We start from the raw sequence: 26,083 nt of genomic DNA on the forward strand, positions 1-26,083 counted from the left end.
CGACGTGCCTCACCTAATATGCCCGCGAAACACTTCCGGTGCATCACGTAAAAATGCCCGCGAAACGGAATCATCAGTTTCATGGGAAGTGGGCTATCAATGCGTGCCAGACACGAGATCACACGAAAGTTCGCGAAGCAGTATGCCGCAGCGGCCAAGAAGGAGAAGAGCCGTCTCCTTGACGAGGTATGCGCGATCACGGGCTGGTCCAGAGACAACGCGCGCAGACAGTTACAAGCTGCGCTGAAACCGCGTCGGGTAGGGGCCCGGCAACGTAAGCCGCGCCCGCTGAAGTACTCACATGACGCGTTGAAAGTGCTGCAGAAAGTGTGGGCGTTCGCGGGCGGGATCAGCGGGAAATACTTGGCCGCGTCAATGGAACTCCAACTCATGCTGCTGGAAGCGCACGGCGAACTGGTCCCAGGCCGGGGCAGGTACAGTCACCACGTCGCGGACGAGTTGCTGGCAATGTCACCGGCCACGATCGACCGCTACCTCGCCCCAGCCCGCGCGAGGGACCCACTCCGCGGGATCGCCACCACCACGCCAGGCCCGCTGCTGCGGAACTCGATCACGATCAGGAAAGCCGGTGACGAGATCGAGGCCGTACCCGGGTTCTTCGAGGGCGACACCGTCGCACACTGCGGGCCCGTCTTGAAGGGTGAGTTCTGTCGCAGTGTTGATCTCACCGACATGCACACCGGTTGGACGTACACGCGCTCGATCCGGAACAACGCACACCTGCACATTCGTGACGCCCTCGACCGATTCATCAGCGAAGTGCCGTTCGAGGTGACCGGGGTGGATTTTGATAACGGGTCCGAGTTCATCAACTACGACGTCATCGGTTGGGCTGCAGAACTTGACATCTACTTCACGAGGTCCCGGCCGTACAAGAAGAATGATCAGGCCACGATCGAGTCGAAAAACAATCAGATCGTGCGCCGGTACGCGTTCTACTGGAGGTACGACACCGCGCCTCTGCTGAAGCTATTGAACGAGTTATGGCCGCTGGTGAACGATCGCCATAATTTCCTCACCCCCACGAAGAAACCCATCGGTTGGGCGACCGATCAAAGGGGGCGCCGTAAACGTGTCTACGATGAGCTCGCGACACCATTCGACCGGCTCCAGCGTTCCGGTGTGCTCAGCGCCGAGAAGACCGCCGAGTTGACCGGGTACCGTGACAGCTTGAACCCGGCCCACATCGCTCGCGAGATCGACCGAATCCAGCAGCGCCTCACCTACCTCGCGGCCGAGAAGACTCGCACGCTCGAAGCGATCGAACTCGCGAAAGCACCAAACGCGGCAGCCGGGGTCAAGCCGGCCCGCGCGAGCAGGAAACAGGCAAGCTAAGCTCGAGAATTACGCGGGCATTCTTATGTGAGTCACCGGTGGTGTTTCGCGGGCATATTTATATGAGGTTCCTCGTGCTTTCCTCGTGGATCCCAGCTACGCCATGGAGAGAGCTACTACTGGGGCGGCTCGAGGTGGCGCGAGAGTTCCTCCAGCATGGCCTGGATCTGCGGCTCCACGAAGCGCTCAACCGCTGCCTGTACCCGCTGACGGTGCGCCGCAAGGGCGAAACACACCCGTTGACCGGCATCGTGGGCGCACTGATCCGCCAGCTCAATCTCGGTGCGCAGCCTGCGCTTCTCTTCCGGAGTGAGGGGTGGCCTGGGCAACACGGGCTCGGGCTTCGCCTGTTCGGCGAGGCCGGCGAGCGTGAAGAGGAAAGGTTGGCCGTCTTCCGGCTCTGGGTCAAGATCGAGCCCGTCAAATTCTGGCGGAAGCCCCTCGCTGGGGTTGAAACCTCCCGCATCCCAGAGGGCGTCGCCGGTGAGTTCGGCGTGCAGGCCAGGCAGTTGGCGCTCGGTGAACTCATCCACTGCGCGATCCACAATGCGCTGCATGCGGCTCGTCAGCGCGTGCGCGACCTGGTGGGGGACATCGCCCGCGATGCCCGCGGCGGCCAGAACTGGTGATCCGGTGCATCGCCGACACATGCGCACCCGCCCCCGATGGGTACCCGGCTTCCAGCTGGGCAGCCAACGCAGCCAGGCGTCTACGGCTGCGTCGACGCGATCCTCGATAACGTCCGACACCTGTCTATTCTCCCCGAGCATCGTCGTCGTCTTCGGGTCCACCTGCCGATTCGGCTCCAGCCTCACCGCGACGTTCCCACGGCCACTGCGGAGGGGGCCTGTCGGTGAAGACGCGGCGCGCGAGCACGGCCCAAAACAGGAAGGAACCGAGCGCGAACATGACCGGAAGGGTCGCCGCGTACGGACTCAACCAGGTGTCTTCAATTGTGAGGCCCGCGAGGAGCCCGCCGAGACACCAGATGAGATACGCACCAACTGCCAGCACGAGGGTATGACCCCAGGGCGGCGTGCGGAGCCCGCGTAGCAGCTGAACAGCCTGCAACCAGAGCCCCCAAGCGAGCATTCCGAGCGCGACCGCGATGATCACCGGACCGGCGGCCGAGACGACACCAGGTGTCTGCACCGGCTCCCGATCGGAGAACAGGGCGATCAGCCCCCAGACCGCAACGACCAAGGCCAAGACCACCATGACGGTCGCGAGTATCAAGCCCCCGACGTAGCCCCGGGTGACGCCGCGTCGGGAGCTTTCCGTCACAGCGCCTTCGCCTGCACCTCAGCCAGGGCATCCTCGTACTCGGCGACGGCAGCCGCGTTCTTGCGCGCCACCTTGCGTCCGCGTGAGCCGATCCACGCGCCAAACCACACGGTGACCTCGCGCGCGATGATGCCAGCGACGAGTGCGACAACGAGTGCACCCAAGCTCAGCCGAGCCGCCAGGAGGTCACTGACCGAGCTACGGAATTCCTCTCCGGTATCGATGACGGTGCCGAGGAACGCAACCCCGAACACGAGCACGCCCACCGGAAATCCGCCGATGACATAGGCCCACCATCCGGCGCGACCGGAGATGAGGACAACCAACGCCAGGCCGACGAAGAAGGCCGCAACTGAGCCCAAGTAGCTCCACGAGAGCAAGGCTGGCAGCAGCCCCTCGGTGAGGAACGTCGAAGGTGGGTATGACGGGGCAGCGATCAGCGCGATGATGCCCGCGAACACCAACGCGAATCCGACCGTCGCGAGCAGCGCAATCAGGATGCCGGCGCCTCGATTCCCCTTAATCTCAGGCGGCATGGGCGTCTGCATGTACAGTGCCGCCATTGGGTGATCGGCACTGATGCGGATCTCCCCGTCGCGTGCCGGGCCGAGGCCCGCAGCAGCGGGAGCCGGGGCCGCACCCGGTGTTGTTTCGGTGGACGCGCCAGCTGCCGCACTGGCGGCTCCGGGCACCACTGGAGTGACCGAATCGGCCTCGAGTCGCTGAGCAAGACCCGAACCCTGAGTTGTGGGTGCCGCGGATGCAGCAGCCACAGACTGCGACTCGTGCGTCGGCCGCGAAGATCCGCCGTGCGGGGGCTGAGCTGCAAAAATCTCGCTTGCGGTCGGCCCGGGCGCTGCGCTCGGCTGCTCGACCACCGGCGCGATAATCGGGCGCTCGATCGTGTCGTCAATGACCGCGGGTTCGCCGGTTCCCGACCCTGACGACACAGGACCCTGGGGATCGACCGGGTCTGCAGCAGCGCTCTCGGTGGCGCGTTCAACGGCAGCCTGCACCTCGGTGCCGGACGGCTCATTCTCTTCGACGGGTGCCCCCGCCGTCTGCGTCTCGCGCTCTTCGCTCATGGCCTCACCTCTCGTCGCGACCCGGCCCGCATTGCATCACGTCACAACACATACCGGTTTGCCGCAAGAGTACAAGCGGGCAACGAAGTTCTCGCGCAGCACGCGCGAGTGTTGCCGATCCCGGCACAAAGCAGACGGCGCCCACCCCGAAGGATGAGCGCCGTCTGCGGAGAAACTACGAACTAGCTGTAGTTGCCCGGGTTGAACTCGTCAGCGGTGAAGCTGTCGAAATCGACGAACGACAGATCGTTCTCGTCGAAGTTCGACTCGGTCGCGAACAGACGGCTCGGGTACCGCTCCGCTTTCGCTTCCTCGGTAGCGTTCACATCGACGTCACGGTAGACAGACAGGCCGGTGCCGGCCGGGATGAGCTTACCGATGATGACGTTCTCCTTGAGGCCGATGAGCGGATCTCGCGATCCCTCCATCGCAGCCTGGGTGAGCACGCGAGTGGTCTCCTGGAAGGAGGCCGCCGACAGCCACGACTCGGTCGCCAGCGAAGCCTTGGTGATACCCATGACTTCCGAACGGGCGGTCGCGGTGCGCTTGCCCTCAAGCAGCGCCTCGCGGTTCAGCCGCTGGTACTTCGCGCGATCCACCAGTTCACCCGGCAACAGATCGGTCTCACCGTGATCGACCACAGTCACCTTACGCAGCATCTGACGCACGATGACCTCGATGTGCTTATCGTGGATCGGCACGCCCTGCGAGCGGTACACGTTCTGTACGCCTTCAACGAGGTACCGCTGCACGGCGCGCTCACCTGGGATGTGCTTGCCGTTCTCGGTCGTACCGACCTGAAGAATGTCTTTCGGGTCGAGCGTGCCCGCGATGAAGGGCTGACCCAACACCACGCTGTCGCCGTCTTCGATGAGGAGGGTGGCGCGCTTGAGCACCGGGTAGGCCTTCTCTTCGGTGCCGTCATCCGGCGTGAGGAGAATACGACGACCCTTTTCGGTGTCTTCGATGGTGACACGACCCGCGGCCTCTGCGATCGGCGATGCACCCTTAGGGGTGCGCGCCTCGAAGAGCTCCTGCACGCGGGGCAGACCCTGCGTGATGTCGTCAGCCGAGGCAGACCCACCGGTGTGGAAGGTACGCATCGTCAGCTGCGTGCCGGGCTCACCGATGGACTGGGCGGCGATGATGCCCACAGCCTCACCGATGTCGACGCGCTGACCGGTTGCGAGCGAGCGACCGTAGCAGGTGGCGCAGACGCCGACTGCCGACTGGCAGGTCAGAACCGAACGCACCTTGATCTCGGTGACACCAGCCGCAACGAGCGTGTCGATGAGCACGTCGCCCACGTCAGCGCCGGCCACTGCGATGACGTTGCCCTGAGCATCGATCGCTTCGCTCGCAAGGGTGCGCGCGTAGACCGAGTTCTCGACGTTGTCGTCGCGCACGAGGGTGCCGTCCGCATCCGCGGTTGCGATCGGCAACTCAAGCCCTCGAGTCGTTCCGCAGTCTTCCTCACGAATGATGACATCCTGCGAGACGTCGACGAGTCGACGAGTCAGGTAGCCCGAGTCGGCGGTTCGCAGCGCGGTGTCAGCAAGACCCTTACGCGCACCGTGGGTGGCGATGAAGTACTCCGCCACTGACAGGCCCTCGCGGTACGAGTTGATGATCGGACGAGGGATGATCTCACCCTTCGGATCACTCACCAGGCCTCGCATGCCCGCAATGTTGCGGATCTGCAGCCAGTTACCACGTGCACCCGACGACACCATGCGGTAAATGGTGTTGTCTTCGGGGAACGCTTCGCGCATGGCCGACGCAACCTCTTCGGTCGCCTCGGTCCAGATCTCGACGAGCTCAGTGTGACGCTCGGCATCAGTGATCATGCCCTTGTCGAACTTCTTCTGCACTGCGGCGGCAGCGGTTTCGTGCTGTGCCAGAATCTCAGCCTTGTTCGACGGCGTCACGATGTCAGACAGCGCCACCGTGATACCCGAGCGGGTAGCCCAGTAGAAGCCGGCATCCTTGATGCGGTCGAGCGTGGCGGCGACCTCCACCTTGGGGTACCGCTCGGCGAGGTCGTTGACCAGGCTGGACAGGGTGCCCTTGTCTGCCACGCGCTCGAAGTACGGGTACCCCACCGGGAGCGCCTCGTTGAAGATCGCGCGACCCAGCGTGGTTTCCACAATGAGCGGACGCTCGGAGGTGACACCCTCTGCGTTGGTGTACCCGTGCAGGCGAATCTTCACCTTGGAACCCAGATCGAGAGTTCCCTCATCCTTGGCAAGGATTGCCTCGGCGATTGAGCCGAACGCGCGTCCCTCACCCGGTTCACCAGTCTTGACGGTGGTCAGGTGATGCAAGCCGATGATCATGTCCTGCGAGGGCAGGGTGACCGGTCGACCATCAGACGGCTTCAGGATGTTGTTCGACGCGAGCATCAGCACGCGGGCCTCGGCCTGAGCCTCAACCGACAGCGGGAGGTGCACAGCCATCTGGTCGCCATCGAAGTCGGCGTTGAAGGCGGTGCAGACGAGCGGGTGCAGTTGGATCGCCTTACCCTCGACGAGCTGCGGCTCAAACGCCTGAATTCCGAGTCGGTGCAGGGTGGGTGCGCGGTTCAGCAGCACGGGGCGCTCGCGGATGATCTCCTCGAGCACGTCCCAGACCTCGCTGCGTGAACGCTCAACCATGCGCTTGGCGGCCTTGATGTTCTGCGCGTGCGACAGATCGATCAGGCGCTTGATCACGAAGGGCTTAAACAGCTCGAGCGCCATCTGCTTGGGCAGGCCACACTGGTGCAGCTTGAGCTGCGGGCCGACCACGATGACCGAACGGCCCGAGTAGTCAACGCGCTTGCCGAGCAGGTTCTGACGGAACCGACCCTGCTTACCCTTCAGCATGTCTGACAGCGACTTCAGCGCGCGGTTTCCGGTGCCCGTCACGGGGCGACCGCGACGGCCGTTGTCGAACAGCGCGTCCACAGCTTCCTGCAGCATGCGCTTCTCGTTGTTCACGATGATCTCGGGGGCCCCAAGATCGAGCAGGCGACGCAGACGGTTGTTGCGGTTGATCACACGACGGTACAGATCGTTGAGATCAGACGTCGCGAAGCGGCCACCATCGAGCTGCACCATCGGGCGCAGCTCCGGCGGGATCACGGGAACGACATCGAGCACCATCGCAGCCGGGCTCGCGCCAGTCTGCAGGAACGAGCTGACAACCTTCAGTCGCTTGATGGCGCGGATCTTCTTCTGACCCTTGCCCTCGGAGATCTGGAGGTGAAGCATGTCGCTTTCCTCCTGCAGGTTGAAGGCTTCCAGGCGCTTCTTGATGGCCTCGGCGCCCATGTAGGCCTCGAAGTAGTCGCCGTAGCGATCCATCAGGTCAGCGAAAGTGGCGTCTTCTGGCTTGAGATCGCCGACCTTCAGGGTGCGGAAATCTTCCCACACGCGCTTCAGGCTGGCGATATCGTCATCGAATCCCTTGCGGATCGATGCCATCTCCTTCTCGGCCGAAGCCTCGGCGCGGCGACGCTGATCTGCCTTCGCACCCTCGGCCTCAAGTGCCGCGAGATCCGACTCTGCCTGCTGCTGACGCTGCGCGATGGCGAGATCGCGCTGCTTCTCGAGCGACTCGAGTTCGAGGCGCAGCTCATTCTCGAGCTCGGGAAGATCGTCGCGACGACCTTCCTCGTCGACATCGATCACCATGTACGCGGCGAAGTAGATGACCTTCTCGAGATCCTTCGGCGCCATGTCAAGCAGGTAGCCCAGACGGCTGGGCACACCCTTGAAGTACCAGATGTGCGTGACTGGTGCGGCGAGCTCGATGTGGCCCATCCGCTCGCGACGTACGCTCGACTTCGTAACCTCTACGCCACAACGCTCGCAGACGATGCCCTTGTAGCGAACACGCTTGTACTTGCCACAAGCGCACTCCCAGTCGCGGCTCGGTCCGAAGATCTGTTCGCCGAACAGGCCATCCTTCTCGGGCTTCAGTGTGCGGTAGTTGATGGTCTCTGGCTTCTTGACCTCGCCGAATGACCAGCTGCGAATATCGTCAGCGGTCGCCAGGCGGATCTGCAGCTCGTTAAAACTCGTACCCTCGAGCAATGTGTCTCCTTGGGGATGTAAATCTCTGTGGTGTATTCCGACGCGCGCATCATCCGAGGATGATGCGGCCATCAACTCAGATCTCGTCGATTGACGAGGTCTCGAAGCGGGTCGAGAGGTTAATGCCGAGCTCCTCCGCAGTGCGGTGAGCCTCATCGTCGTTATCGCGCAGATTCACGACTTCTCCACCGGCGCCAAGCACCTCGACGTTCAGGCAGAGCGACTGCATCTCTTTCATGAGTACGCGGAACGACTCAGGAACTCCCGGCTCGGGGATGTTTTCCCCACGAACGATCGCCTCGTACACCTTGACGCGGCCAAGGATGTCGTCGGACTTCACCGTGAGCAATTCTTGCAGCGCGTATGCGGCGCCATAGGCCTCGAGCGCCCACACTTCCATCTCACCGAAACGCTGTCCACCGAACTGTGCCTTACCACCCAGCGGCTGCTGCGTGATCATCGAGTACGGTCCGGTTGAGCGCGCGTGAATCTTGTCGTCAACCAGGTGGTGCAGCTTCAGGATGTACATGTAGCCGACGGAGATCGGGTACGGGTACGGCTCGCCAGAGCGACCGTCGAACAGGCGGGTCTTGCCGCTTGCGCCGATGAGTCGCTCGCCATCGCGAGTCGGGAGGGTCGAATCGAGCAGACCGCCGATCTCTGCCTCGGTCGCGCCGTCGAACACCGGGGTTGCGACCTTGGTGTTCGGTGCAGCTTCGAACGCTTCCTTCGGCAGGTTTGCGGCCCACTCGGGCAGACCGTCAACCTTCCAACCCTGCTTGGCGATCCACCCGAGGTGGATCTCAAGCACCTGGCCGAAGTTCATTCGACCGGGCACGCCCAGCGGGTTGAGGATCACGTCGACCGGAGTGCCGTCTTCGAGGAAGGGCATGTCTTCCACCGGAAGAATCTTCGAGATGACACCCTTGTTGCCGTGACGACCGGCGAGCTTGTCGCCCTCGGTGATCTTGCGCTTCTGAGCGATGTAGACAACCACGCGCTGGTTCACACCAGAGCCCAGATCGTCATCGTTGTCGTTCTCAGCGTCGAAGACCTTGACCGCGGTGACGGTACCGGCAACACCGTGGGGCACCTTCAGCGAGGTATCGCGAACCTCGCGGCTCTTCTCGTTGAAGATCGCGCGCAGCAGGCGCTCCTCGGCCGACAGCTCGGTCTCGCCCTTCGGCGTGACCTTGCCGACGAGGATATCGCCGGGGCGAACCTCGGCACCGATGCGGATGATGCCGCGCTCGTCGAGGTCTTTTAGCGCCTCCATGCTGGCGTTGGGGAGATCACGGGTGATCTCTTCCTTGCCGAGCTTGGTGTCGCGGGCATCAACGTCGTACTCCTCAACGTGGATCGACGAGAGCGTGTCGTCCTTCACCAGGTTCTGGCTCAGGATGATGGCGTCCTCGAAGTTGTGACCCTCCCACGACATGAACGCGACGAGCAGGTTCTTGCCGAGTGCGAGCTCGCCATTCTCGGTCGCTGGACCATCGGCGATAACCTCGCCGGCTTCGATCCGTTCGCCCGACTTCACGATCACGCGGTGGTTGTAGTTCGTGCCCTGGTTAGAACGATCGAACTTGCGCAGGAAGTAGGTCTTCGTTCCGCCCTCGTCGTGCTGGACGGTGACGAAATCGGCCGACACGTCGGTGATGACACCGGCAGCCTCCGAGGTGATGACATCGCCAGCATCGATCGCGGCGTAGCCTTCCATACCGGTACCCACGAGCGGCGACTCGCTGCGAACCAGCGGCACCGCCTGGCGCTGCATATTGGCACCCATGAGTGCGCGGTTTGCATCGTCGTGCTCGAGGAACGGAATGAGCGAGGTCGCTACCGAGACCATCTGACGCGGGGACACGTCCATGTAATCGACGCGGCCCGCATCGACCATCTCGACCTCAGAGCCACGGGGGCGAGCCAGCACCTGCTTGTCGGCGAAGCGGCCATCGCTGGTCAGCGGGGCGCCGGCCTGCGCGATGAGGAACTCGTCCTCCTCATGGGCGGTGAGGTAATCGACCTGGTCGGTGACCTTGCCGTCGATCACGCGACGGTACGGCGTCTCGATGAAGCCAAACGCGTTGATGCGCGCGAAGGTCGCGAGCGCGCCGATCAGGCCAATGTTCGGGCCTTCCGGGGTCTCGATGGGGCACATACGGCCGTAGTGCGACGGGTGAACGTCACGCACCTCAACGCCTGCGCGGTCACGCGACAGACCGCCGGGGCCGAGTGCAGAGAGTCGACGCTTGTTGGTCAGCCCCGCGAGCGGGTTGTTCTGATCCATAAACTGCGACAGCTGCGAGGTGCCGAAGAACTCCTTGATCGCGGCCAGCACGGGGCGCGTGTTGATCAGGGTGTTCGGCGTGATCGCCTCGATGTCCTGCGTGGTCATGCGCTCGCGAACCACGCGCTCCATCCGGCTGAGCCCGGTGCGCACCTGGTTCTGAATCAGCTCGCCAACGGCGCGGATGCGACGGTTGCCGAAGTGATCAATATCGTCGGTGTCAAGACGCAACTCGACTGCCTTGCCGTCGCGAACGCCCGGCAGGGTCTCGGTGCCCGCGTGGAGGCCAACGAGGTACTTGATCGTCGCGACGATGTCTTCGAGCGAGAGCACCGAATCGGTGATGGGAGCGTCGATCCCGAGCTTGCGGTTGATCTTGTAACGACCAACCTTCGCGAGGTCGTAGCGCTTCGAGTTGAAGTAGCTGTTGTCGAGCAGCGCGCGCGCCGCTTCGATCGCAACCTGCTCGCCCGGACGCTGCTTGCGGTAGATGTCCTTCAGGGCATCTTCCTGCGTGGTGATGCCGTCTTTTTCAAGGGTGAGCGCGATCGACTCGTAACCGGCGAACTCCTCGAGGATCTCCTCGCTGGTCATGCCCAGCGCCTTCAGGAAGACGGTGACCGACTGCTTGCGCTTACGGTCGATACGCACGCCAACCTGATCGCGCTTGTCGATCTCGAACTCGAGCCACGCACCGCGGCTCGGAATCACACGAGCCGAGAAGACATCCTTATCGCTGGTCTTCTCCTGGCTGCGGTCAAAGTAGACGCCCGGGCTACGGACGAGCTGCGACACGATGACGCGCTCGGTGCCGTTGATGATGAAGGTGCCCTTGTCGGTCATGATGGGGAAATCACCCATGTAGACGGTCTGGCTCTTCAGCACCTGAGTCTCGGTGTTGTAGAAGGCCGCCTCGACGTAGAGCGGGGCAGAGTACGTCTTGCCACGCTCCTTGCACTCGTCGATCGAGAACTTCTGTTCATCGAGAATCGGGTTCTCGAACGAGAGCTGCATCGTGCCGGCGTTATCTTCGATCGGCGAAATCTCGTCGAAGATCTCTTCGAGGCCACTCTTCAGCGCGATGTCGTCGCGCCCCTGAGCTTGAGCCTCAATGACGCGTGATTTCCACACGTCATTGCCGACGAGCCAATCAAAGCTCTCGAGCTGGAGTGCCAACAGATTTGGCACCGCCAACGTGTCGGAAATCTTAGCGAAGCTGAGTCGCGAGTGATCGCGACCGTTCTTCGGCGAATGGGTGGAAGTTGCGTTGCGCGCAGCAGCCAAGGAAACTACCTCCGTGGGCCCCGTCGGGCCGGTTGACCTGGTCTTGCAGAAAGGCTTCGAGTCACAAGTTGAAAGGCCCGTGAAAACAGGCATGACGGCCGACCGCAATATGAAGGCAGATAGGTGTTCGAAGCGCAACTATCTACTGTAATCGATCTGTTACCGTTCGGCAAGCGGCGATGTGGATCAGGCCTGGTGCCGAGCCCCTCGGGTAAGATATGACTATGCCTGATCAGAGCACCTCCTCCCCCGAGATCCGCATGTTTGGTGCCGACTGGTGCGGTGATTGCCGCCGGGCGAAGCGCCTGTTTGGTGAACTGGGAGTTTCCTACCAGTACATCAATCTGGAGGCGGAACCCGCGGCTGCAGAGGTCGCCCGCGACATCAGTGGGCGCACGAACATCCCGGTCATCATCTACCCCGACGGTAGCCATCACGTCGAGCCAAGCGACGCCGATATGCGCGCGAAACTCACCGAACTCGGCCTCGGGTGAAGCTCCCCGACCCCATCACATTGACCTCGGGGCTCATCGCAGAGTTTGAGGAAGACCGATGGGTGCCGGGAGCCGTGCAGCTCCTCATCGATGGCACGCCCCAGTCTCACGTCAACCTGCGCGACCCGTCCGAGCTCTTCTTTGAGTACATCCGGCGGATCGGCCATGTCATCGACTTGTTCCGCACGCCCGGCAGGCCCATTTCTGCGCTCCACCTGGGCGGCGGCGCCTTCACGCTGCCACGCTACATCGTGGCCACCCGCCCGGGCAGCCGGCAGCAGGTGGTTGAGCTTGAGGGCGCACTCGTCGATCTGGTTCGCGAGGCCGCCCCACTCCCCAAGCGCGCAAGCATCCGCGTGCGACGTGGCGATGCACGCGAGGTACTCTCGAAGCTTCCCGAAGGCATGCGCGGGGCCATGGATCTGATCGTGGTCGACATCTTTGCGGGGGATCGCACTCCCGCCCATGTCTCCAGTGTCGAGTTCTACGAACTCGTGCGGCCACTCCTTTCACCCGATGGGATCGCCGTGGTCAACGTCACAGACGGCACCGGGCAGCATTTCACGCGCGGTCAGGTCGCCACCCTGGAAAGTCTGTTCCCCTCGGTAGCCGCGATCGCCGAGCCTCAGGTGCTGAAAGGTCGACGTTTCGGCAATATTGTGCTGCTCGCAGCAGAGCACACCGAAGAACTGGACTGGCTGCCCCGGCTACTCGCCAGCGGTCCACATCCCGCACGCATGCTGATCGGCCGTGAGCTCGAGACGTTCGTGGGAGGCGTGAAACCGGTCACCGACGCGCGTGCGACCGACTCCCCTCGTCCGGCCCGCGAGCTCTTCGAACGTTCATGACAACTTCCAGCGCCTCCGGTGACCCTACTCGTGGCTGACCTCACGCGCGTGCGCGTCTGGGCTGATGCGTTGATTCGCATGCATTTAGACCCGGCCGAATGGAGCTTCGGCTTCGACCACGCCAAGCGTCGCGCGGGACTGTGCAACTTCACGGACCGCCGCATCACGGTCTCTCGCTTTCTTGCGGCGAAATTCGACGACGACGAGATCCATCAGATCTTGCTGCACGAGGTGGCGCACGCGATGGCGGGGCCAAACGCGGGCCACGGCCCCGCATGGAAGCGCATTGCCGAGGAGATTGGCTACGTGGGCGGGCGCACGCACGATGGGGATGTCGCGCGTGAGTTAGCTCCGTGGGTCGGCCACTGCCCCGGAGGGCACGAACACGTGCGCTTTCGCCGCCCGACGCGCGAGACGAGTTGCGCACTCTGCTCCCGTGGCTTCTCCCCCGCTCACCTCATCGCCTGGAACAAGCGCCGCTAGCACCCGACCGAAGCCAGAGCTTGCCGCAACAACTTGCCGCGGCCGCCCGTAAGATCTGCGAGGTTACCCTCGGCGAGCGCCTGCTCGGGCGACATCCACGTCACCTCAAGCGCGTCTTGCCGGGGGTTACAGCTGCCCGTAACCGGCACCACGAACACCAGCGACACCGCGTGCTGACGCTCGTCGACAAACGGTGAAATGCCGGGTAGCGGGAAGTATTCCGCGACCTGCGCGGGCACCGGCGAGGCTGGGATCAGCGGGAACGCCATCGGCCCCAAATCGTTTTCGAGGTGCCGGAAGAGGGCATCTCGAATCGACTCGCCATAGCGCACGCGCCCGGCGATGAAGGCCCGGTTCATCACGCCGTCGGCGGTGCTGCGCAGCAGCAGCCCCACCTCGGTGACCTGCCCCTGCCCATCAACACGGACGGGCACGGCCTCGACGTAGACGATGGGCATCCGGCCGCGCACGAACGCGAGTTCGTCGTCGCTGAGCCAACCCGGATTCATGTTTGGCGCGGGCCTGTCGTCTGGGTCACCGGGTTCTGGCCGTTCGGCCGTGTCAATCGCCATGGCTTCATTCTGCACGATCACCCATGCCCGTGCCATCGGCGCGCCAGCACTGTCGGCGCAAACGGGTGCTACTTCCCGAGGCGCCGCTGCCTGCGCGAATAGTCGCGCAGCGCGCGCAGCAGGTCGACCTCGCGCAGGTCGGGGTAGAGCGCTTCGACAAAGTAGAACTCGGAGTGCGCCGACTGCCAAATCATGAAGTCACTCAGTCGCTGCTCACCCGAGGTGCGAATGACCAGATCGGGATCGGCCTGGCCCCTGGTCCACAGGTGCTCGCCGATCATCTCGGGAGTGAGCCTTTCGGCGAGCGTCTCGATCGTGCCACCTGCGGCCTGGTGTTCAGCAATCACGCTGCACATGGCGGCGGTGATCTCGCTGCGGCCGCCGTACCCGACTGCGAGGTTGATATGGAGGCCGTCGCGACCCTCGGTGTCACGCTCGGCGCGCTCAAGCGCGAGGGCGAGTTCGGGTGAGAGCCCCTCGATCGACCCCACGTGCTTCACCCGCCAGGCATCGATCGCCGCCAGGTCGGTGGCGAGATCCGCAATGATGCCGAAGAGATCGGTGAGTTCCTGGCTCTGCCGCCCGGCCAGGTTGTCGGCTGACAGGAGGTACAGGGTCACCACCTCGATGCCGCTCTCCTCGCACCACCCGAGAAACTCGGGAATCTTCCGGGCACCGGCACGATGGCCGACCGCTGCGCGCTCCTGCAAACGCTGCTTCGCCCAGCGCCTGTTGCCGTCGACGATTACGGCGATGTGGTGCGGCACTCGCGCTGTGTCGATCTCACGCCTGAGGCGCCGCTGATACAGCCGGTACAGCAGCCCGGGCCGTGGTGAGGTTCGCTCGGGATTCACCCTGCGAGTGTATCGGCTCGCGATTAACGCAAGTACACGGGATCGAGTGCCACAAGCAGCGCGGCGGCCCAGTGGCAGAGAAACGCGAGCACGGTCAGCGCGTGAAAGATCTCGTGAAACCCAAATACTCCGGGAATGGGATTGGGGCGCTTCAGTCCATAGACGATCGAGCCCAGGGTATAGAGCAGACCACCAACGATGACCAGGATCATGGCGACCGGGCTGGCACCATAAATGTCGCCCATGTACATGACCGCCGCCCAGCCCAGGATGAGGTACAGCGGCACATACAGCCAACGCGGGGCGCCGATCCAGAAGACGCGGAACCCGATGCCCAGGAGCGCGCCAGCCCAGACGAGCACCAGCAGCAGGATGCCCTTCTCTGGTGGCAGCGCGAGCAACGCGATGGGGGTGTAGGTGCCCGCGATCAGCAGGAAGATGTTGGCGTGATCGAGGCGACGGAAGGTCTGCCTGACCCTCGGGATCCAGTTCACGCGGTGGTAGAGAGCAGAGATACCGAACAACATCATGCTCGTGAAGGTAAAGACCGCCGCGGCCCACTTGGCGACCGGACCATCGGCCACCGAGATGAGCACGATGCCGGCAACGACGGTGATCGGAAACGTGGCCGCGTGGATCCACCCGCGCCAACTCGGCTTGACGTCTGCGTCGGCCGAACCTACCCGATGGTGGGCCTCATGTTCCACCGCGTCTTCGAGCAGCGGAAGCGAGAGGCTATCCGGCTCTGGGAACGAGTGTGGATCGCGCGCAGTCATGCACCTAGTGTACGAAATCCACAGAATCTGCGACGCATATATGTAAGGAACCTCAGTCGGCGAGTCTGCCGATGCGTCAGTCCGCGAGGAGCGCGAGCACGGCCTCGCCATAGCGCTCAAGCTTGGCCTGGCCGATCCCGGAAATGCCCAAAAGTTCTTCCTCATCTTGCGGGCGATGCAGGGCGAGCGCGCTGAGCGTCGCGTCACCGAACACCACGTAGCTGGGCACTCCCTGCTCGCGCGCCTCGGCGAGGCGCCATTCCCGCAACCGATCGAACACCGCGAGCTGCGCCTCGTCAAGATCGGCCGCGGCCGCGGCACGCTTGCTCCCAGTGGATCCGCCCCCGCCGCGTCTGGCCGCGACCTCCTCGCGCATCATGACCTGAGCCTCGCCCCGGAGGATCAGCTTCGACTGCTCGGTCGGGGCGAGCACGCCCCACTCCCCGAGCGAATCCACCCCGCCCGTGGCCAACAGGTGCCGAACCACGCCGCGCCACTGCGTCGCCGAGAGGTCACTGCCGATGCCCCAGGTCGACAGCTCATCGAGTCGCAGCTGATCCACTCGCGGTGAGCGCACCCCGCGCAACACGTCAATGTGTTGCCCGGCGGCGAACGTCTTGCCGCGCTCGCGCCCGATTCGCACCACCGTCGAGAGAAGTTTCTGCGCGGGAATCGTCGCGTCCCAGAGCTTCGGAGGCTCGAGGCACACGTCGCAGTTGCCGCAGGGCGTGCTGAGTTCTTCGCCGAAGTAGCGCAACAGGTACTGCCTGCGGCACCCGGTGGTCTCGCAGAGCGCGAGCATGTGGTTGAGGTGACGCACCTGGTTGCGCTTCGTCTCGGCGTCGCCGTCGTTTGACTCGATCATCTGCCGCTGCTGCACGACATCGGCGAGCCCGTAGGCCATCCACGCTTCCGCCGGGGCGCCGTCACGCCCGGCGCGGCCCGTCTCCTGGTAATACCCCTCGACCGACTTGGGCAGATCGATGTGCGCGACAAATCGCACGTCTGGCTTGTCGATGCCCATCCCAAACGCGATGGTGGCGACCACCACCACCCCCTCCTCACGCAGGAAGCGCGTCTGCGCGTTCAGACGCTGCTCGGCGGGGAGACCCGCGTGATACGCGACCGCGTCGACACCCGCGTCTCGCAACCAGGCCGCGGTTTGCTCGACCCGCTTCCGGCTCAGCGCGTAGACGATCCCAGCCTCCCCCGCGTGCCCGCGGGTCACGAAGTCGACCAGCTGCTGCCGGACCGTCCCCTTTGTCACGATGCGATACGTGATGTTTGGCCTGTCGAAGCTCGAAACGAAATGTCGGGCGCGGCCTAAATGCAATCGCTCGGTGATTTCGCGGTGCGTCTCGGGTGTCGCCGTCGCGGTCAGTGCGATGCGCGGCACCTCGGGCCACACCTCGGCGAGCGCGCCCAGGCGCAGGTAGTCGGGCCGAAAGTCATGCCCCCACTGCGAGACACAGTGCGCTTCGTCGATCGCGAACACGGCGATCTTTCCCTGCCGCAGAAAGTCAACGGTGCCCGGGGCGGAGAGCCGTTCGGGCGCGAGATACAGCAGGTCAAGCTCGCCCGCGAGGTAGGCCGCCTCGATGGCCTGCCGATCCGCCCCACTGATCGACGAGTTCAGAGCCGCCGCGCGCACGCCCGCGAGCCTGAGCGCCGCAACCTGATCGTGCATGAGTGCGACGAGGGGCGACAGCACGACACCCGTGCCCTCACGGCACAGAGCGGGGATCTGGAAGCAGATGGATTTGCCGCCTCCGGTGGGCATCAGCACCACCGCGTCTCCGCCCGCGATCATCTGGCGGATGATCGCTTCCTGCTCGCTGCGGAACGCGTCAAAACCGAAGACGTCGGCGAGTACGCGTGCCGGGTCAGCCGGGTGGGGCGCCGCGGTCATCTCGAGCTACACGCGGGGTTCGGAATCAGTGTTCCCCGCATCTGGCTGGGTGCCATCCGCGCCCCCAGCAGCAGCACCGCTCTGAGTAGAAGCCGCGGTATCGCGCTCGGCAACCTCCGCGGCGAGCGCCTCACCAATCTCGTGGCGGTATTTGCTGCGGCGAAGCCGACGCACCAGGTCGAAGCCGAGGAAAATGACGGCGAGTGCGAAGAGCGCCGTCACCGCGAAACCGATGACGCCCGGCGAGACGGAGGCCGGATCAAACTCGGCCTCCTCTTCGGCGAACAGTGCGATCATCGCGACCACGGTTGTCAGAACGCTCATGCCGTCTCCTCGTCAATCCCCTGAAACAGGTCTGCTTCAAACTCGCTTGTGGCAACGCGCGACGCAGCGAGTCGATAATCCTCGTAGGGCCAGGCCTCACGCTGGAGGTCATTCGGCCAGAAAAAGAAAAAACTGTCGGGCGGGATCTGGCTCGCGTGGGCGCGCAACGCCGCGTCTCGCTGATCAAAGAAACGGCCAACCTCGACCCGCGCGGTGACATCGCTGGGCCGTCTCCGAAAACGCTGCTCCATCTCCTCAAACTGGGCGATCAGCGGCGACTCGGGCTCACGCTCACGCAGCACCTCGTAGACGCGGGTCATGCGCTCAGTATTGAATATCGATTCGTAGTACAGCTTCTTGATGGCCCAGGGCTCACCGGCGTCGGGATACGACTCCGCGTCACCCGAGAGATCCCACGCGATCTTCGAAATCTCGTGGCACCTGATGTGGTCGGGGTGCGGGTAGCCACCCTGCTCGTTATAGGTGATCATCACGTGGGGGCGAAACTCGCGCACCAACCGCACGAGCGCCTCAGCCGAGACTTCTGCCGGCACATCGGCGAAGCTCCCCTGCGGAACCGCTACGCCCTCGGGCGGCAACCCCGAATCTTCGTAGCCCAGCCAACGATGCTGAAAGCCGATGATGTCGCGGGCGTGATCCATCTCAGAACGGCGCAGGCCGGCCAGATCGCGTCGACTCTTCGGGTCGCGCGCCACGAGCTCGTTGAGCACGTCGCCGCGCTCGCCGCCAGTGCAACTCACGATCAGCACCTCGGCACCCTGATCAAGATAGTGCGCATAGGTGGCTGCGCCCTTGCTCGATTCGTCGTCGGGATGCGCGTGCACCGCGATCAACCTCAGCGCCATTGCGGCCTCTCATCTGACTCCCGGGAGGGCCCGGTACGCTGGCGTAAGTCTCCACTCTACTGGCTTGACTTCGGAGGAACCCGTGACGCAGACGGCCGACCCGTCGGTGCCTACCCAGGCCGCTCAGACGACCCCCGAGTCGATCGACGAACGCTACGGTCGCGGACGACAGCGCGGCATCGACAAACGAGTGGGGTGGATCCTCGCGGGGGTGCTGCTCCTCAGCGGTCTCGCCGTGGTTCTCTTTGGGGGCTGGCAACAGACGAGCCAGGTCGAGTTTCGCGACCTCTCCTATTCGGTCGAGAGCGATCGCGAAGTGAGCGTCAGCTTTGAAGTCACCGCGCCCGCAGGTGCCGAACTCGCGTGCGCACTTGAGGCTCTCAGCCCCTCATTTGCGACAGTGGGCTGGAAGGTACTCGAGCTCGACCCCTCCGCCGATCGCACCCGCCGCTTCACTGAGATGCTCGTGGCGACATCCCCGGCGACCACCGGCATCGTGCGCTCGTGCTGGATTCGCGAAGACGGCGCAGCGGGCTAAGACGCGCCGCCTGCACTCGGTGCCGCCTCCAGACGAGACAGCCGACCGGCTGATAGTCTGTCGGGCAAGCCCCGGCACTGCTGGGGCATAGCTACATCTGCGGGAGATCCGCAGCAATGATAGATTCGCAGATTCGATGGAGGATCCAGCATGGAAGACAATCACACCTGGCTCACCCAAGAAGCCTACGACCGGCTCAAGGGCGAGCTTGACCACCTTTCCGGCCCCGGCCGACGAGACATCACCGCGCGCATCGAGGCCGCGCGGGAAGAGGGCGACCTCAAGGAGAACGGCGGATACCACGCCGCAAAAGACGAGCAGGGGAAGATGGAGGCGCGGATCCGCGATCTCCAAGAACTGTTGAAGCACGCTGTTGTGGCCGAGGCGCCGAAAAGCCGCGGAATCGTCGAGGTGGGCACGGTCATCACCGCGGAGATCATGGGCGACGAGGAGCGCTTCCTGCTCGGTAACCGCGAAATCGCCGACGGCGAGGGCATCGAGGTATACAGCGCTGAGAGCCCGCTCGGTTCCGCGATCCTGGGCCTGAAAGTCGGCGGCACCGCGAGCTACACCGCGCCGAACGGCAAAGAGATTGACGTGAAGATTCTCGGCGTCGACACCTACGCCGGCTGACGCGACGACACTCGAACGAGGGCGCCGGGTCAGCTGACTCGGCGCCCTCAGTCGTCAGTGCACAGCTGGCTAGCCCCGGCCAACGAAGTGATCCATTGACGAATACACCTTGAACACCCGGTCTGCGATGAGATCCCAGGCCCTCGTGGGGAGCACCCCACGTAGCGCCATGGCGAGCTTCACCGTCCACGGCCTGGCAACAACGGGCGTGCCCGACAACATGCCCGACCAGGCAGCCCGGACCGCGGCTTCTGGCCGCATAATGGGGGTCAAGAGGGGCCCCCGAGCACCCTGAAACATGCCGGTCGACACGTAGCTGGGCACGAACGTGGTGACGGCGACGTTGCCGGTGCCCGCGCGTTCAAGTTCGAGCCGCAGCGACTCGCTCCAGCCGATCATTGCCCACTTCGAGGCCGCGTAGACGCTCATGTTGGGGTTCGCGAGTGTTCCGGCTGCGGAGGCTATGTTCAGGATCCGCTTCGAGCGCGCGCGGTCGGCCATCATCGCGGGCAGAAGGGCCCGGGTGAGCCACATCGGGGCGAGCGTATTCACCCGCATGGTCGCCTCGATGTCACGTTCGGAATCATGCTCCCAGAACGGCACCCCGCGCACGATCCCCGCGTTGTTCACCAGGATGTCTGGCGTGCCGAGCTCAGCGAGGGTGCGCTCCGCTGCCTCGGCAACCTGGTTTCGGTCGGCGATGTCGACCGTGTAGCAACGCACCTTCGACCCCACAGCCTCGAGTTCTCGCGCAAGCTGTTCCATGGGTTCGGGGGTGAGATCCCACAGGGCGATCGCCGCGGCACCCTCGTCTGCGGCAAGCCTGGCATAGAGTTCACCCATGCCACGCGCGGCACCGGTGATGACGACGAACGCACCGGCGGCCGATCTGCTTCGCTTCGGGCCACGTGGCATCGGGCGATCCTTTCCTAGTAGCGCTCACCGAGGCGCACACGGTATCCCGCGTCGCGAAGCGCGCTGACGACCTCTTGCCCGTGCTCGGGGCCTCGGGTCTCGATGTGCAGCTCCAGCTCGACATCGCTGATGGGCAGCTCGGTGGCATGCCGTGTGTGAACGACCTCGACGACGTTGGCATTCTTGCTGGCGACGATACTCGCCGTACGCACAAGCTGCCCCGGAATGTCGGGCAAGAGGATGCGCAGTTTGAGATATCGCGAGGAGGCGGCGAGCCCGTGACCAATGACCCGTTGCAGCAACAGTGGATCGATGTTGCCGCCCGAGAGGATCGTCGCGGTGGGGCCCGACACCTGCACCCGGTTCATGAGGAGGGCGGCCACGCCCGCTGCACCTGCCGGCTCGACCACCAGCTTGGTGCGCTCCAGCAGCATCACGATCGCACGCGCGATGTCGTCATCACTCACCGTGACGACTTCATCGACGTACCGTTGCACCATTTGGAAGGTCAGATCGCCGGGCCTCGCGACGGCGATCCCGTCAGCGATGGTCGGGCTGGTCTGGATGCTCACGGGCTCACCAGCCTCAAGTGACGGGCCAAATGAGGCGGCATTCTCGGCCTGTACCCCCACGATGCGAATGCTTCGCCCATCGCGCTCGGCGATCAGTTTCGCCGCAGCGGCGACGCCGGAAATCAGTCCGCCGCCGCCGATCGGCACAACGATGGTCTCTATTTCCGGGGCCGCCTCGAGCATCTCGAGTGCCACGGTGCCCTGCCCGAGGATCACCGAGGGGTGATCAAAGGGCGCAATGAACATCGCACCGGACTCTGCCACGAACTCGCGCGCGGCTGCCAAGGTGGCATCGAAGTTGTCGCCAATCAGGTGCACCTCGGCGCCGTACCGACGCGTCGCCTGCAGCTTGGGGAGCGCCACTCCGAGCGGCATGAAGATGGTTGCCTGAATGCCGAGCTCGCGTGCGGCGAAGGCCACACCCTGCGCGTGGTTGCCGGCGGAAGCCGCCACGACCCCCCGAGAACGCTCTTCGGGGCTCAACTGCCGAAGTCGGTTGTAGGCCCCCCGCAGCTTGTAGGCACCGGTGCGCTGGAGGTTTTCGCACTTCAGATAGACCTTCGGCACTCCCAGAATCTCGGCCAGATAGCGGGACGACTCCAAAGGCGTGACGCGGGCCACACGGTGCACGATGTCGAGTGTGTCTTCGAACTCCGACAGGGTCGGCGGCACGAATGACTCGGTCTCGGGCGAAACCACGACCTGCTCGGTCATACTTTTCCTTCCTTGCGCGTGATCCGCGCAACGTTACGGGCCCGGTGTTTGGCTTCCCGCGAACGTTTATCGTGGTGGAGAAAGCTGGCGACCGGCGTGTCATCCGGATCCCACTTTCGAGCCATGAGCGTGTTTACGATGGCGCTTGCTGATGCCGCGATCGGCACCGCAAAGAGTGCACCGGGAATGCCCGCCAGCAGGGCGCCCGCAGAGACCGCCAGCACGACCCCGAGCGGGTGCACCCGAACCGCGTTGCCCATCACGAGCGGCTGCAGCACATGCCCCTCGATCTGGTTCACGAGGATGACCACGCCGAGCATGAGCAACGCGTTGACCGGGCCGTTGTACACGAGTGCGATAAACGTGGCCAGAAGCCCGGTGGTGATGGCACCCAGAAAGGGTATGAACGACCCCAGAAAGACGAGGATGGCGATCGGGATCGGGAGCGGCACTCCAAGAATCAGCGCACCCAGGCCGATCCCCACCGCGTCGACAAAGGCGACGAAAATCTGAACGCGCACGTACTGACCCACTGAGATCCACCCGGCGAGGCCGGCCGAGTGCACCGGCGCGTGGGCGCTCCTCGGGAGGAACCCGAGCACCCAAAACCAAATTCTCTTGCCATCGATCAGGAGGAAAATAAGGGAGAAAAGTGCCAGCAGAGAACCGGTGATGAGTTGTCCTGCAGTGGTCGTCACCGCGAGAGCGCCACTCCAAATCTCATCTTGGTGGGTTTCGATGGTGTTCACCAGCTGACCGATGAAGCCATTGACCTGCTCGGCCGAAAGGCCGAACGGTGCCGATTCGATCCACTTCAGAAAGTCATTCCACGCGATGCTGGATCGCCGAGCCACATCGCCAAACCCGCCACGCAGTTGACTGACGATCAGCCAGACGAGCGCCGTCACCGCGAGCAGGAACGCGAGAAGCGCGGTCACCACCCCTGCCCAGCGGGGCCAGCCGCGCTTGACGAACAGGCTCACAATGGGCTGCAACAGGGCGGTGAGGAGGATCGCGACCATGACCGGCACAACCAACACTCGCACCTGCACGATGAGCCACAACAGTGCAGCGATCGCGGCTCCGATAATGATGAGTCGCCATGACCACGCCGCGGCAACGCGCACCCCGAGCGGCAGCTCGGTCTCCGCGCTCACTTGTCGGCTTTGCTCTTCCACGGATTCATCCTAGCGATGGGGCGCATGCCGCCGTGTGTGGCGCCGACTACCGCAGCTTTCCGAGCCACCCACGCACGAGCGCCTCCTTTGCTCGGGTGAACGGTGGCATCACCGTCGGGCCGAGGGTGTCGGGATGCAGCGACTTCGCGAGCACCGCCTTCTCGTGGCTGAACGTGAGAAAGGATCGCTCGCCGTGATAGGCGCCCTGGCCGCTTGGCCCCACCCCGCCAAACGGGAGATCGGGCACGGTGAGGTGCATGATCGGCGCATTGAACGTGAGCGCACCGGAGCTCGTCTCTCGCTCCCACCGTGCGCGCACCGACCTGTCGTCGCTGAACACGTAGGCCGCAAGCGGCTTGTCTCGACCGCTCACGAACTCCAGCGCGTCGTCAATGCCGGATACCTCAACCAGCGGCAGAATCGGCCCGAAGATCTCATCGCGCATCACGGCCGAGTCGCGTGCGACTCCCGCGAGCACGGTCGGTTCGATGAAGCGCTCGGATGCGTCACTTCCGCCACCCGCCACGACGGTTCCGTCGGCGAGATACCCGACGAGCCTCGCGAACTGCGCATCATTCACGATCCGACCGTAGTCGGGGTTGCGCTGCACGGCGTTGCCATACAGCGAGTGGATCGCGTCGGCCAGGTGCGGAGCGAGCCGTGCGAGCACCTCGCGCGTGCCCAACACGTAGTCGGGTGCGACGCAGGTCTGGCCCGCGTTCAGGTACTTTGCCCAGACGATCCGCTTTGCCGCGTCGGCAGGTGCCACGGTCTCGTCGATGTAGACCGGTGACTTTCCGCCAAGTTCGAGGGTGATCGGGGTGAGGTGTTCCGCAGCCGCCCGGGCGACGATGCGGCCGACTCTGCCGTTGCCCGTGTAAAAGATGTGATCAAACCGCTCTGCAAGCAGCGCGGTGGTCTCGGGCACCCCGCCCTCGACGATCGCGAGCGCGCGCCGGTCGAGGTACCCGGGTATGAGCCTCGCCAGGGTGGCACTCGTGGCTGGCGCGAGTTCGCTCGGCTTTACAATCGCCGCGTTGCCGGCGGCGAGTGCACCCACTAGCGGCGACAGCGCGAGCATGAGCGGATAGTTCCACGGGGCGATGATCAGTGCGACACCCAGGGGCTCCGCCACGATACGAGCGGTCGCCGGCTGGAGCGCGAGCGGCGCCGCAACGCGGCGCGGCTTGATCCACTGTGAGAGGTGCGCGAGGGTGTGATCGATCTCACCCACCAAGAACCCAATCTCGGTAAGCTGCGATTCGACACCGGACTTGCCCAGGTCTGCGTGCAACGAGGCCTCGAACTCGCCCTCGTGCCGAATGAGCATGCTCCGCAAGGCGAGAAGCTGTTTCCTGCGCCACGCCTCCGGCCTCGTCACACCCTGCGCGAAGGAGTGGCGCACCCCAGCGACGATGGTGGTGATCGCTGATTCGGTGACGTGAGACTCGGGCATGCTCACAACCTAACCGTGCAGGGCAGGCACGATCAAATAGATACCAAAAAGTACGCCAGCAGCGGAGAGCGCGAAGCAGGTATAGGCGGCGATGGTGGCCCAGCGCGGGCGACCCAGCGGATCAACGTCGTCGTCTTCATCGTCGCGCGGGGCGCTCGGCACCGGCCCGGCCTCAACGCGCGGGGGTGTGGCGAGGAAACGAATACCCAGTGAGTACAGTGCCACGAGCGTGATCGCTGAGGCGATCGACGCGACAAAGACGATGACAAACGACATCCAGTCGATCACGAGCGAGCCCCCTTCTTGCGCCCGATGTGCACCGCGCGGCCCGCCCGGTTGACGTCTGGCACGGCAATCGCATTGGAGTGATCAACCCGATTGCGTCGGGAACGCCAAAAGATAAACAGGATGAATCCGAAGCCGAGCACGGAATCGATGACGATGCCCACGGTGCCGAGGTGCGCGATGACGGCCGCGAGGGCACCCACCGCACCTGCGGCCGGCAGCGTGAAGAGCCACCCAGTGGCGATCCGGCCCACGGTTCCCCAACGCACGCTTGACCGCCGACGCCCCAGGCCCGAGCCGATCACCGATCCGGAGGCGACCTGGGTGGTCGAAAGCGCAAAACCCAGGTGGGTGGAGGCGAGAATCGTCGCCGCGGTGCTGGTCTCTGCGGCGAAGCCCTGAGCCGGCTTGACCTGGGTCAGACCGGCGCCCATCGTGCGGATGATGCGCCACCCGCCGGAGTAGGTGCCGATCGCGATGGCGAGGGCGCAGGCGACGATCACCCAGAGTTGTGGCCCGCTGCCCGGCGCTTGCAGGTTCGCGGCGACCAGCGTCAGCGTGATGACGCCCATGGTCTTCTGCGCGTCATTGGTGCCGTGCGCGAGCGCGATGAGCGACGACGAGGCGACCTGGGCGTGGCGGAACCGACCGCGACCGTCCTTACGACCGTCGTGACGGCGAGTGATCGCGTAGGCGACCTTCGTCGCCGTGAAGGCCACCACCCCGGCGGTCAGCGGTGCCGCCACCATGGGGATGAGAATCTTCGAGAGCAGCACCCCACCGTTGATCGCTTCGATTCCGGCACCGACCAACGCGGCACCGATGAGGCCACCAAACAGCGCATGGGAGGAACTCGACGGCAGTCCGTACAGCCAGGTGAGGAGGTTCCAAATGATCGCCCCAATGAGCCCCGCAAAGATCATCTCAGGCGTGATGAGCACTCCGCCGTCGCCCTCGTTGATCAGCCCGCCCGAAATCGTTTTCGCAACCTCAGTCGAGAGAAACGCGCCAATGAGGTTGAGGATCGCCGCGATGAGCACTGCGGTCTTCGGCTTGAGCGCTCCCGTGGCAATCGGGGTGGCCATGGCGTTCGCCGTGTCGTGGAAGCCGTTGGTGAAGTCAAAGAAGAGTGCGAGCACGATGACGAGCAACACGATCAGAGTGAGGTCCACCGGCGTCTTTCGTTCGAGAGTTTGCTTCGTGGCGCACACCTGCTGGCCACGAAGGATTCACCCAAAGTTCACTAGCGCGCGCGTGCAGTTTATGCTGACATCTCGCCGCGGCAAGGTCA

Annotated in this window: 23 protein-coding genes; 6 read left to right on the forward strand and 17 right to left on the reverse strand. The window is 64.1% G+C overall.

Going from position 1 to position 26,083, the window contains the following annotated elements; genetic code table 11:
* The first annotated feature begins 99 nt into the window (after positions 1-99).
* The gene (locus ACR0R4_RS03950) at positions 100-1,356 is read left to right on the forward strand and encodes an integrase catalytic domain-containing protein (protein ID WP_433645266.1); all 1,257 of its coding nucleotides are present in this window, start codon (positions 100-102) and stop codon (positions 1,354-1,356) included.
* Positions 1,357-1,472: 116 nt separating this feature from the next.
* Here the strand turns inward: ACR0R4_RS03950 and ACR0R4_RS03955 are convergent, their stop codons facing one another.
* From ACR0R4_RS03955 to rpoB, 5 genes are all read right to left on the reverse strand, one after another.
* On the reverse strand, positions 1,473-2,105 hold the full coding sequence (locus ACR0R4_RS03955) for a spermidine/putrescine ABC transporter substrate-binding protein (protein ID WP_433646045.1): 633 nt from the start codon (positions 2,103-2,105) through the stop codon (positions 1,473-1,475).
* Between the two features lie 4 nt (positions 2,106-2,109).
* Positions 2,110-2,640, reverse strand: coding sequence for a DUF6121 family protein (locus ACR0R4_RS03960; RefSeq protein WP_433646046.1), 531 nt, complete (start codon positions 2,638-2,640; stop codon positions 2,110-2,112).
* The gene (locus ACR0R4_RS03965) at positions 2,637-3,725 is read right to left on the reverse strand and encodes a YrzE family protein (RefSeq protein WP_433646047.1); all 1,089 of its coding nucleotides are present in this window, start codon (positions 3,723-3,725) and stop codon (positions 2,637-2,639) included. The genes ACR0R4_RS03960 and ACR0R4_RS03965 overlap by 4 nt, the downstream gene beginning before the upstream one ends.
* Positions 3,726-3,907: 182 nt before the next feature.
* Complete coding sequence (gene rpoC, locus ACR0R4_RS03970) at positions 3,908-7,801, reverse strand: DNA-directed RNA polymerase subunit beta' (RefSeq protein WP_433646049.1); 3,894 nt, start codon at positions 7,799-7,801, stop codon at positions 3,908-3,910.
* Between the two features lie 76 nt (positions 7,802-7,877).
* On the reverse strand, positions 7,878-11,375 hold the full coding sequence (rpoB, locus tag ACR0R4_RS03975; protein WP_433646050.1) for a DNA-directed RNA polymerase subunit beta: 3,498 nt from the start codon (positions 11,373-11,375) through the stop codon (positions 7,878-7,880).
* Positions 11,376-11,599: 224 nt separating this feature from the next.
* On the opposite strand from rpoB, the gene ACR0R4_RS03980 reads away from it, so the two are divergent.
* The 3 genes from ACR0R4_RS03980 to ACR0R4_RS03990 are packed head-to-tail and all read left to right on the forward strand — an operon-like array spanning position 11,600 to position 13,200.
* On the forward strand, positions 11,600-11,869 hold the full coding sequence (locus ACR0R4_RS03980) for a glutaredoxin family protein (RefSeq protein WP_433646051.1): 270 nt from the start codon (positions 11,600-11,602) through the stop codon (positions 11,867-11,869).
* Positions 11,866-12,717: a spermidine synthase gene (locus ACR0R4_RS03985; RefSeq protein WP_433646052.1), complete on the forward strand. Its 852-nt coding sequence runs from the start codon at positions 11,866-11,868 to the stop codon at positions 12,715-12,717. The genes ACR0R4_RS03980 and ACR0R4_RS03985 overlap by 4 nt, the downstream gene beginning before the upstream one ends.
* 30 nt (positions 12,718-12,747) lie before the next feature.
* Positions 12,748-13,200 (forward strand): SprT-like domain-containing protein, encoded by a 453-nt coding sequence (locus ACR0R4_RS03990; RefSeq protein ID WP_433646053.1) that lies wholly within the window; start codon positions 12,748-12,750, stop codon positions 13,198-13,200.
* Here ACR0R4_RS03990 and ACR0R4_RS03995 read toward each other — a convergent pair.
* The 6 genes from ACR0R4_RS03995 to mca form a co-directional block, all read right to left on the reverse strand.
* The gene (locus ACR0R4_RS03995; protein WP_433646054.1) at positions 13,197-13,772 is read right to left on the reverse strand and encodes an NUDIX hydrolase family protein; all 576 of its coding nucleotides are present in this window, start codon (positions 13,770-13,772) and stop codon (positions 13,197-13,199) included. The genes ACR0R4_RS03990 and ACR0R4_RS03995 overlap by 4 nt on opposite strands.
* Positions 13,773-13,840: 68 nt before the next feature.
* The gene (locus ACR0R4_RS04000; RefSeq protein ID WP_433646055.1) at positions 13,841-14,626 is read right to left on the reverse strand and encodes an isoprenyl transferase; all 786 of its coding nucleotides are present in this window, start codon (positions 14,624-14,626) and stop codon (positions 13,841-13,843) included.
* A 23-nt stretch (positions 14,627-14,649) separates the two neighbouring features.
* A complete protein-coding gene (trhA, locus tag ACR0R4_RS04005) occupies positions 14,650-15,402 on the reverse strand; it encodes a PAQR family membrane homeostasis protein TrhA (RefSeq protein WP_433646056.1) in 753 nt (250 codons plus the stop codon).
* A gap of 76 nt (positions 15,403-15,478) precedes the next feature.
* A complete protein-coding gene (gene recQ, locus ACR0R4_RS04010) occupies positions 15,479-17,311 on the reverse strand; it encodes a DNA helicase RecQ (RefSeq protein ID WP_433646058.1) in 1,833 nt (610 codons plus the stop codon).
* Positions 17,312-17,317: 6 nt separating this feature from the next.
* On the reverse strand, positions 17,318-17,635 hold the full coding sequence (locus ACR0R4_RS04015) for a hypothetical protein (RefSeq protein ID WP_433646059.1): 318 nt from the start codon (positions 17,633-17,635) through the stop codon (positions 17,318-17,320).
* Entirely contained in the window at positions 17,632-18,501 is an 870-nt protein-coding gene (mca, locus tag ACR0R4_RS04020) for a mycothiol conjugate amidase Mca (protein WP_433646060.1), read from the reverse strand. Before mca ends, ACR0R4_RS04015 begins: the two co-directional genes overlap by 4 nt.
* A gap of 64 nt (positions 18,502-18,565) precedes the next feature.
* Between mca and ACR0R4_RS04025 the strand changes: the two genes are divergently transcribed.
* Together ACR0R4_RS04025 and greA are read left to right on the forward strand one after the other, a co-directional pair.
* Complete coding sequence (locus ACR0R4_RS04025; RefSeq protein ID WP_433646061.1) at positions 18,566-19,039, forward strand: DUF4307 domain-containing protein; 474 nt, start codon at positions 18,566-18,568, stop codon at positions 19,037-19,039.
* A gap of 150 nt (positions 19,040-19,189) precedes the next feature.
* Positions 19,190-19,672 (forward strand): transcription elongation factor GreA, encoded by a 483-nt coding sequence (gene greA, locus ACR0R4_RS04030; protein ID WP_433646062.1) that lies wholly within the window; start codon positions 19,190-19,192, stop codon positions 19,670-19,672.
* Between the two features lie 69 nt (positions 19,673-19,741).
* On the opposite strand, the gene ACR0R4_RS04035 is transcribed toward greA, so the two are convergent.
* From ACR0R4_RS04035 to ACR0R4_RS04060, 6 genes are read right to left on the reverse strand one after another with little or no spacing between them, the layout of a single operon-like run.
* A complete protein-coding gene (locus ACR0R4_RS04035) occupies positions 19,742-20,587 on the reverse strand; it encodes an SDR family NAD(P)-dependent oxidoreductase (protein WP_433646064.1) in 846 nt (281 codons plus the stop codon).
* Positions 20,588-20,601: 14 nt separating this feature from the next.
* Complete coding sequence (ilvA, locus tag ACR0R4_RS04040) at positions 20,602-21,873, reverse strand: threonine ammonia-lyase (protein ID WP_433646065.1); 1,272 nt, start codon at positions 21,871-21,873, stop codon at positions 20,602-20,604.
* Positions 21,870-23,051, reverse strand: a complete 1,182-nt coding sequence (locus ACR0R4_RS04045) for an AI-2E family transporter (protein WP_433646066.1) — start codon at positions 23,049-23,051, stop codon at positions 21,870-21,872. The genes ilvA and ACR0R4_RS04045 overlap by 4 nt, the downstream gene beginning before the upstream one ends.
* A gap of 46 nt (positions 23,052-23,097) precedes the next feature.
* Positions 23,098-24,507 carry an aldehyde dehydrogenase family protein gene (locus ACR0R4_RS04050; RefSeq protein WP_433646067.1) on the reverse strand — a complete coding sequence of 470 codons (1,410 nt, stop codon included), beginning with the start codon at positions 24,505-24,507 and terminating at the stop codon, positions 23,098-23,100.
* Positions 24,508-24,516: 9 nt separating this feature from the next.
* Positions 24,517-24,795 (reverse strand): hypothetical protein, encoded by a 279-nt coding sequence (locus tag ACR0R4_RS04055; RefSeq protein ID WP_433646068.1) that lies wholly within the window; start codon positions 24,793-24,795, stop codon positions 24,517-24,519.
* Positions 24,792-25,964 (reverse strand): inorganic phosphate transporter, encoded by a 1,173-nt coding sequence (locus ACR0R4_RS04060; RefSeq protein WP_433646069.1) that lies wholly within the window; start codon positions 25,962-25,964, stop codon positions 24,792-24,794. Before ACR0R4_RS04060 ends, ACR0R4_RS04055 begins: the two co-directional genes overlap by 4 nt.
* Positions 25,965-26,083 lie beyond the last annotated feature (119 nt).

Source organism: Leucobacter fengyongliangi, assembly GCF_050971685.1.
Lineage (GTDB): Bacteria > Actinomycetota > Actinomycetes > Actinomycetales > Microbacteriaceae > Leucobacter.

Excerpts from the sequence above, each read along its gene's own strand:
- ACR0R4_RS03995 (WP_433646054.1), bottom strand. The coding sequence starts at position 13,772 with ATGGCGATTGACACGGCCGAACGGCCAGAACCCGGTGACCCAGACGAC.
- trhA (WP_433646056.1), bottom strand. The coding sequence starts at position 15,402 with ATGACTGCGCGCGATCCACACTCGTTCCCAGAGCCGGATAGCCTCTCG.
- ACR0R4_RS04050 (WP_433646067.1), bottom strand. The coding sequence starts at position 24,507 with ATGCCCGAGTCTCACGTCACCGAATCAGCGATCACCACCATCGTCGCT.
- ACR0R4_RS04015 (WP_433646059.1), bottom strand. The coding sequence starts at position 17,635 with ATGAGCGTTCTGACAACCGTGGTCGCGATGATCGCACTGTTCGCCGAA.
- greA (WP_433646062.1), top strand. The coding sequence starts at position 19,190 with ATGGAAGACAATCACACCTGGCTCACCCAAGAAGCCTACGACCGGCTC.
- ilvA (WP_433646065.1), bottom strand. The coding sequence starts at position 21,873 with ATGACCGAGCAGGTCGTGGTTTCGCCCGAGACCGAGTCATTCGTGCCG.
- ACR0R4_RS03965 (WP_433646047.1), bottom strand. The coding sequence starts at position 3,725 with ATGAGCGAAGAGCGCGAGACGCAGACGGCGGGGGCACCCGTCGAAGAG.
- ACR0R4_RS04035 (WP_433646064.1), bottom strand. The coding sequence starts at position 20,587 with ATGCCACGTGGCCCGAAGCGAAGCAGATCGGCCGCCGGTGCGTTCGTC.
- mca (WP_433646060.1), bottom strand. The coding sequence starts at position 18,501 with ATGGCGCTGAGGTTGATCGCGGTGCACGCGCATCCCGACGACGAATCG.
- ACR0R4_RS03950 (WP_433645266.1), top strand. The coding sequence starts at position 100 with ATGCGTGCCAGACACGAGATCACACGAAAGTTCGCGAAGCAGTATGCC.
- recQ (WP_433646058.1), bottom strand. The coding sequence starts at position 17,311 with ATGACCGCGGCGCCCCACCCGGCTGACCCGGCACGCGTACTCGCCGAC.
- ACR0R4_RS03980 (WP_433646051.1), top strand. The coding sequence starts at position 11,600 with ATGCCTGATCAGAGCACCTCCTCCCCCGAGATCCGCATGTTTGGTGCC.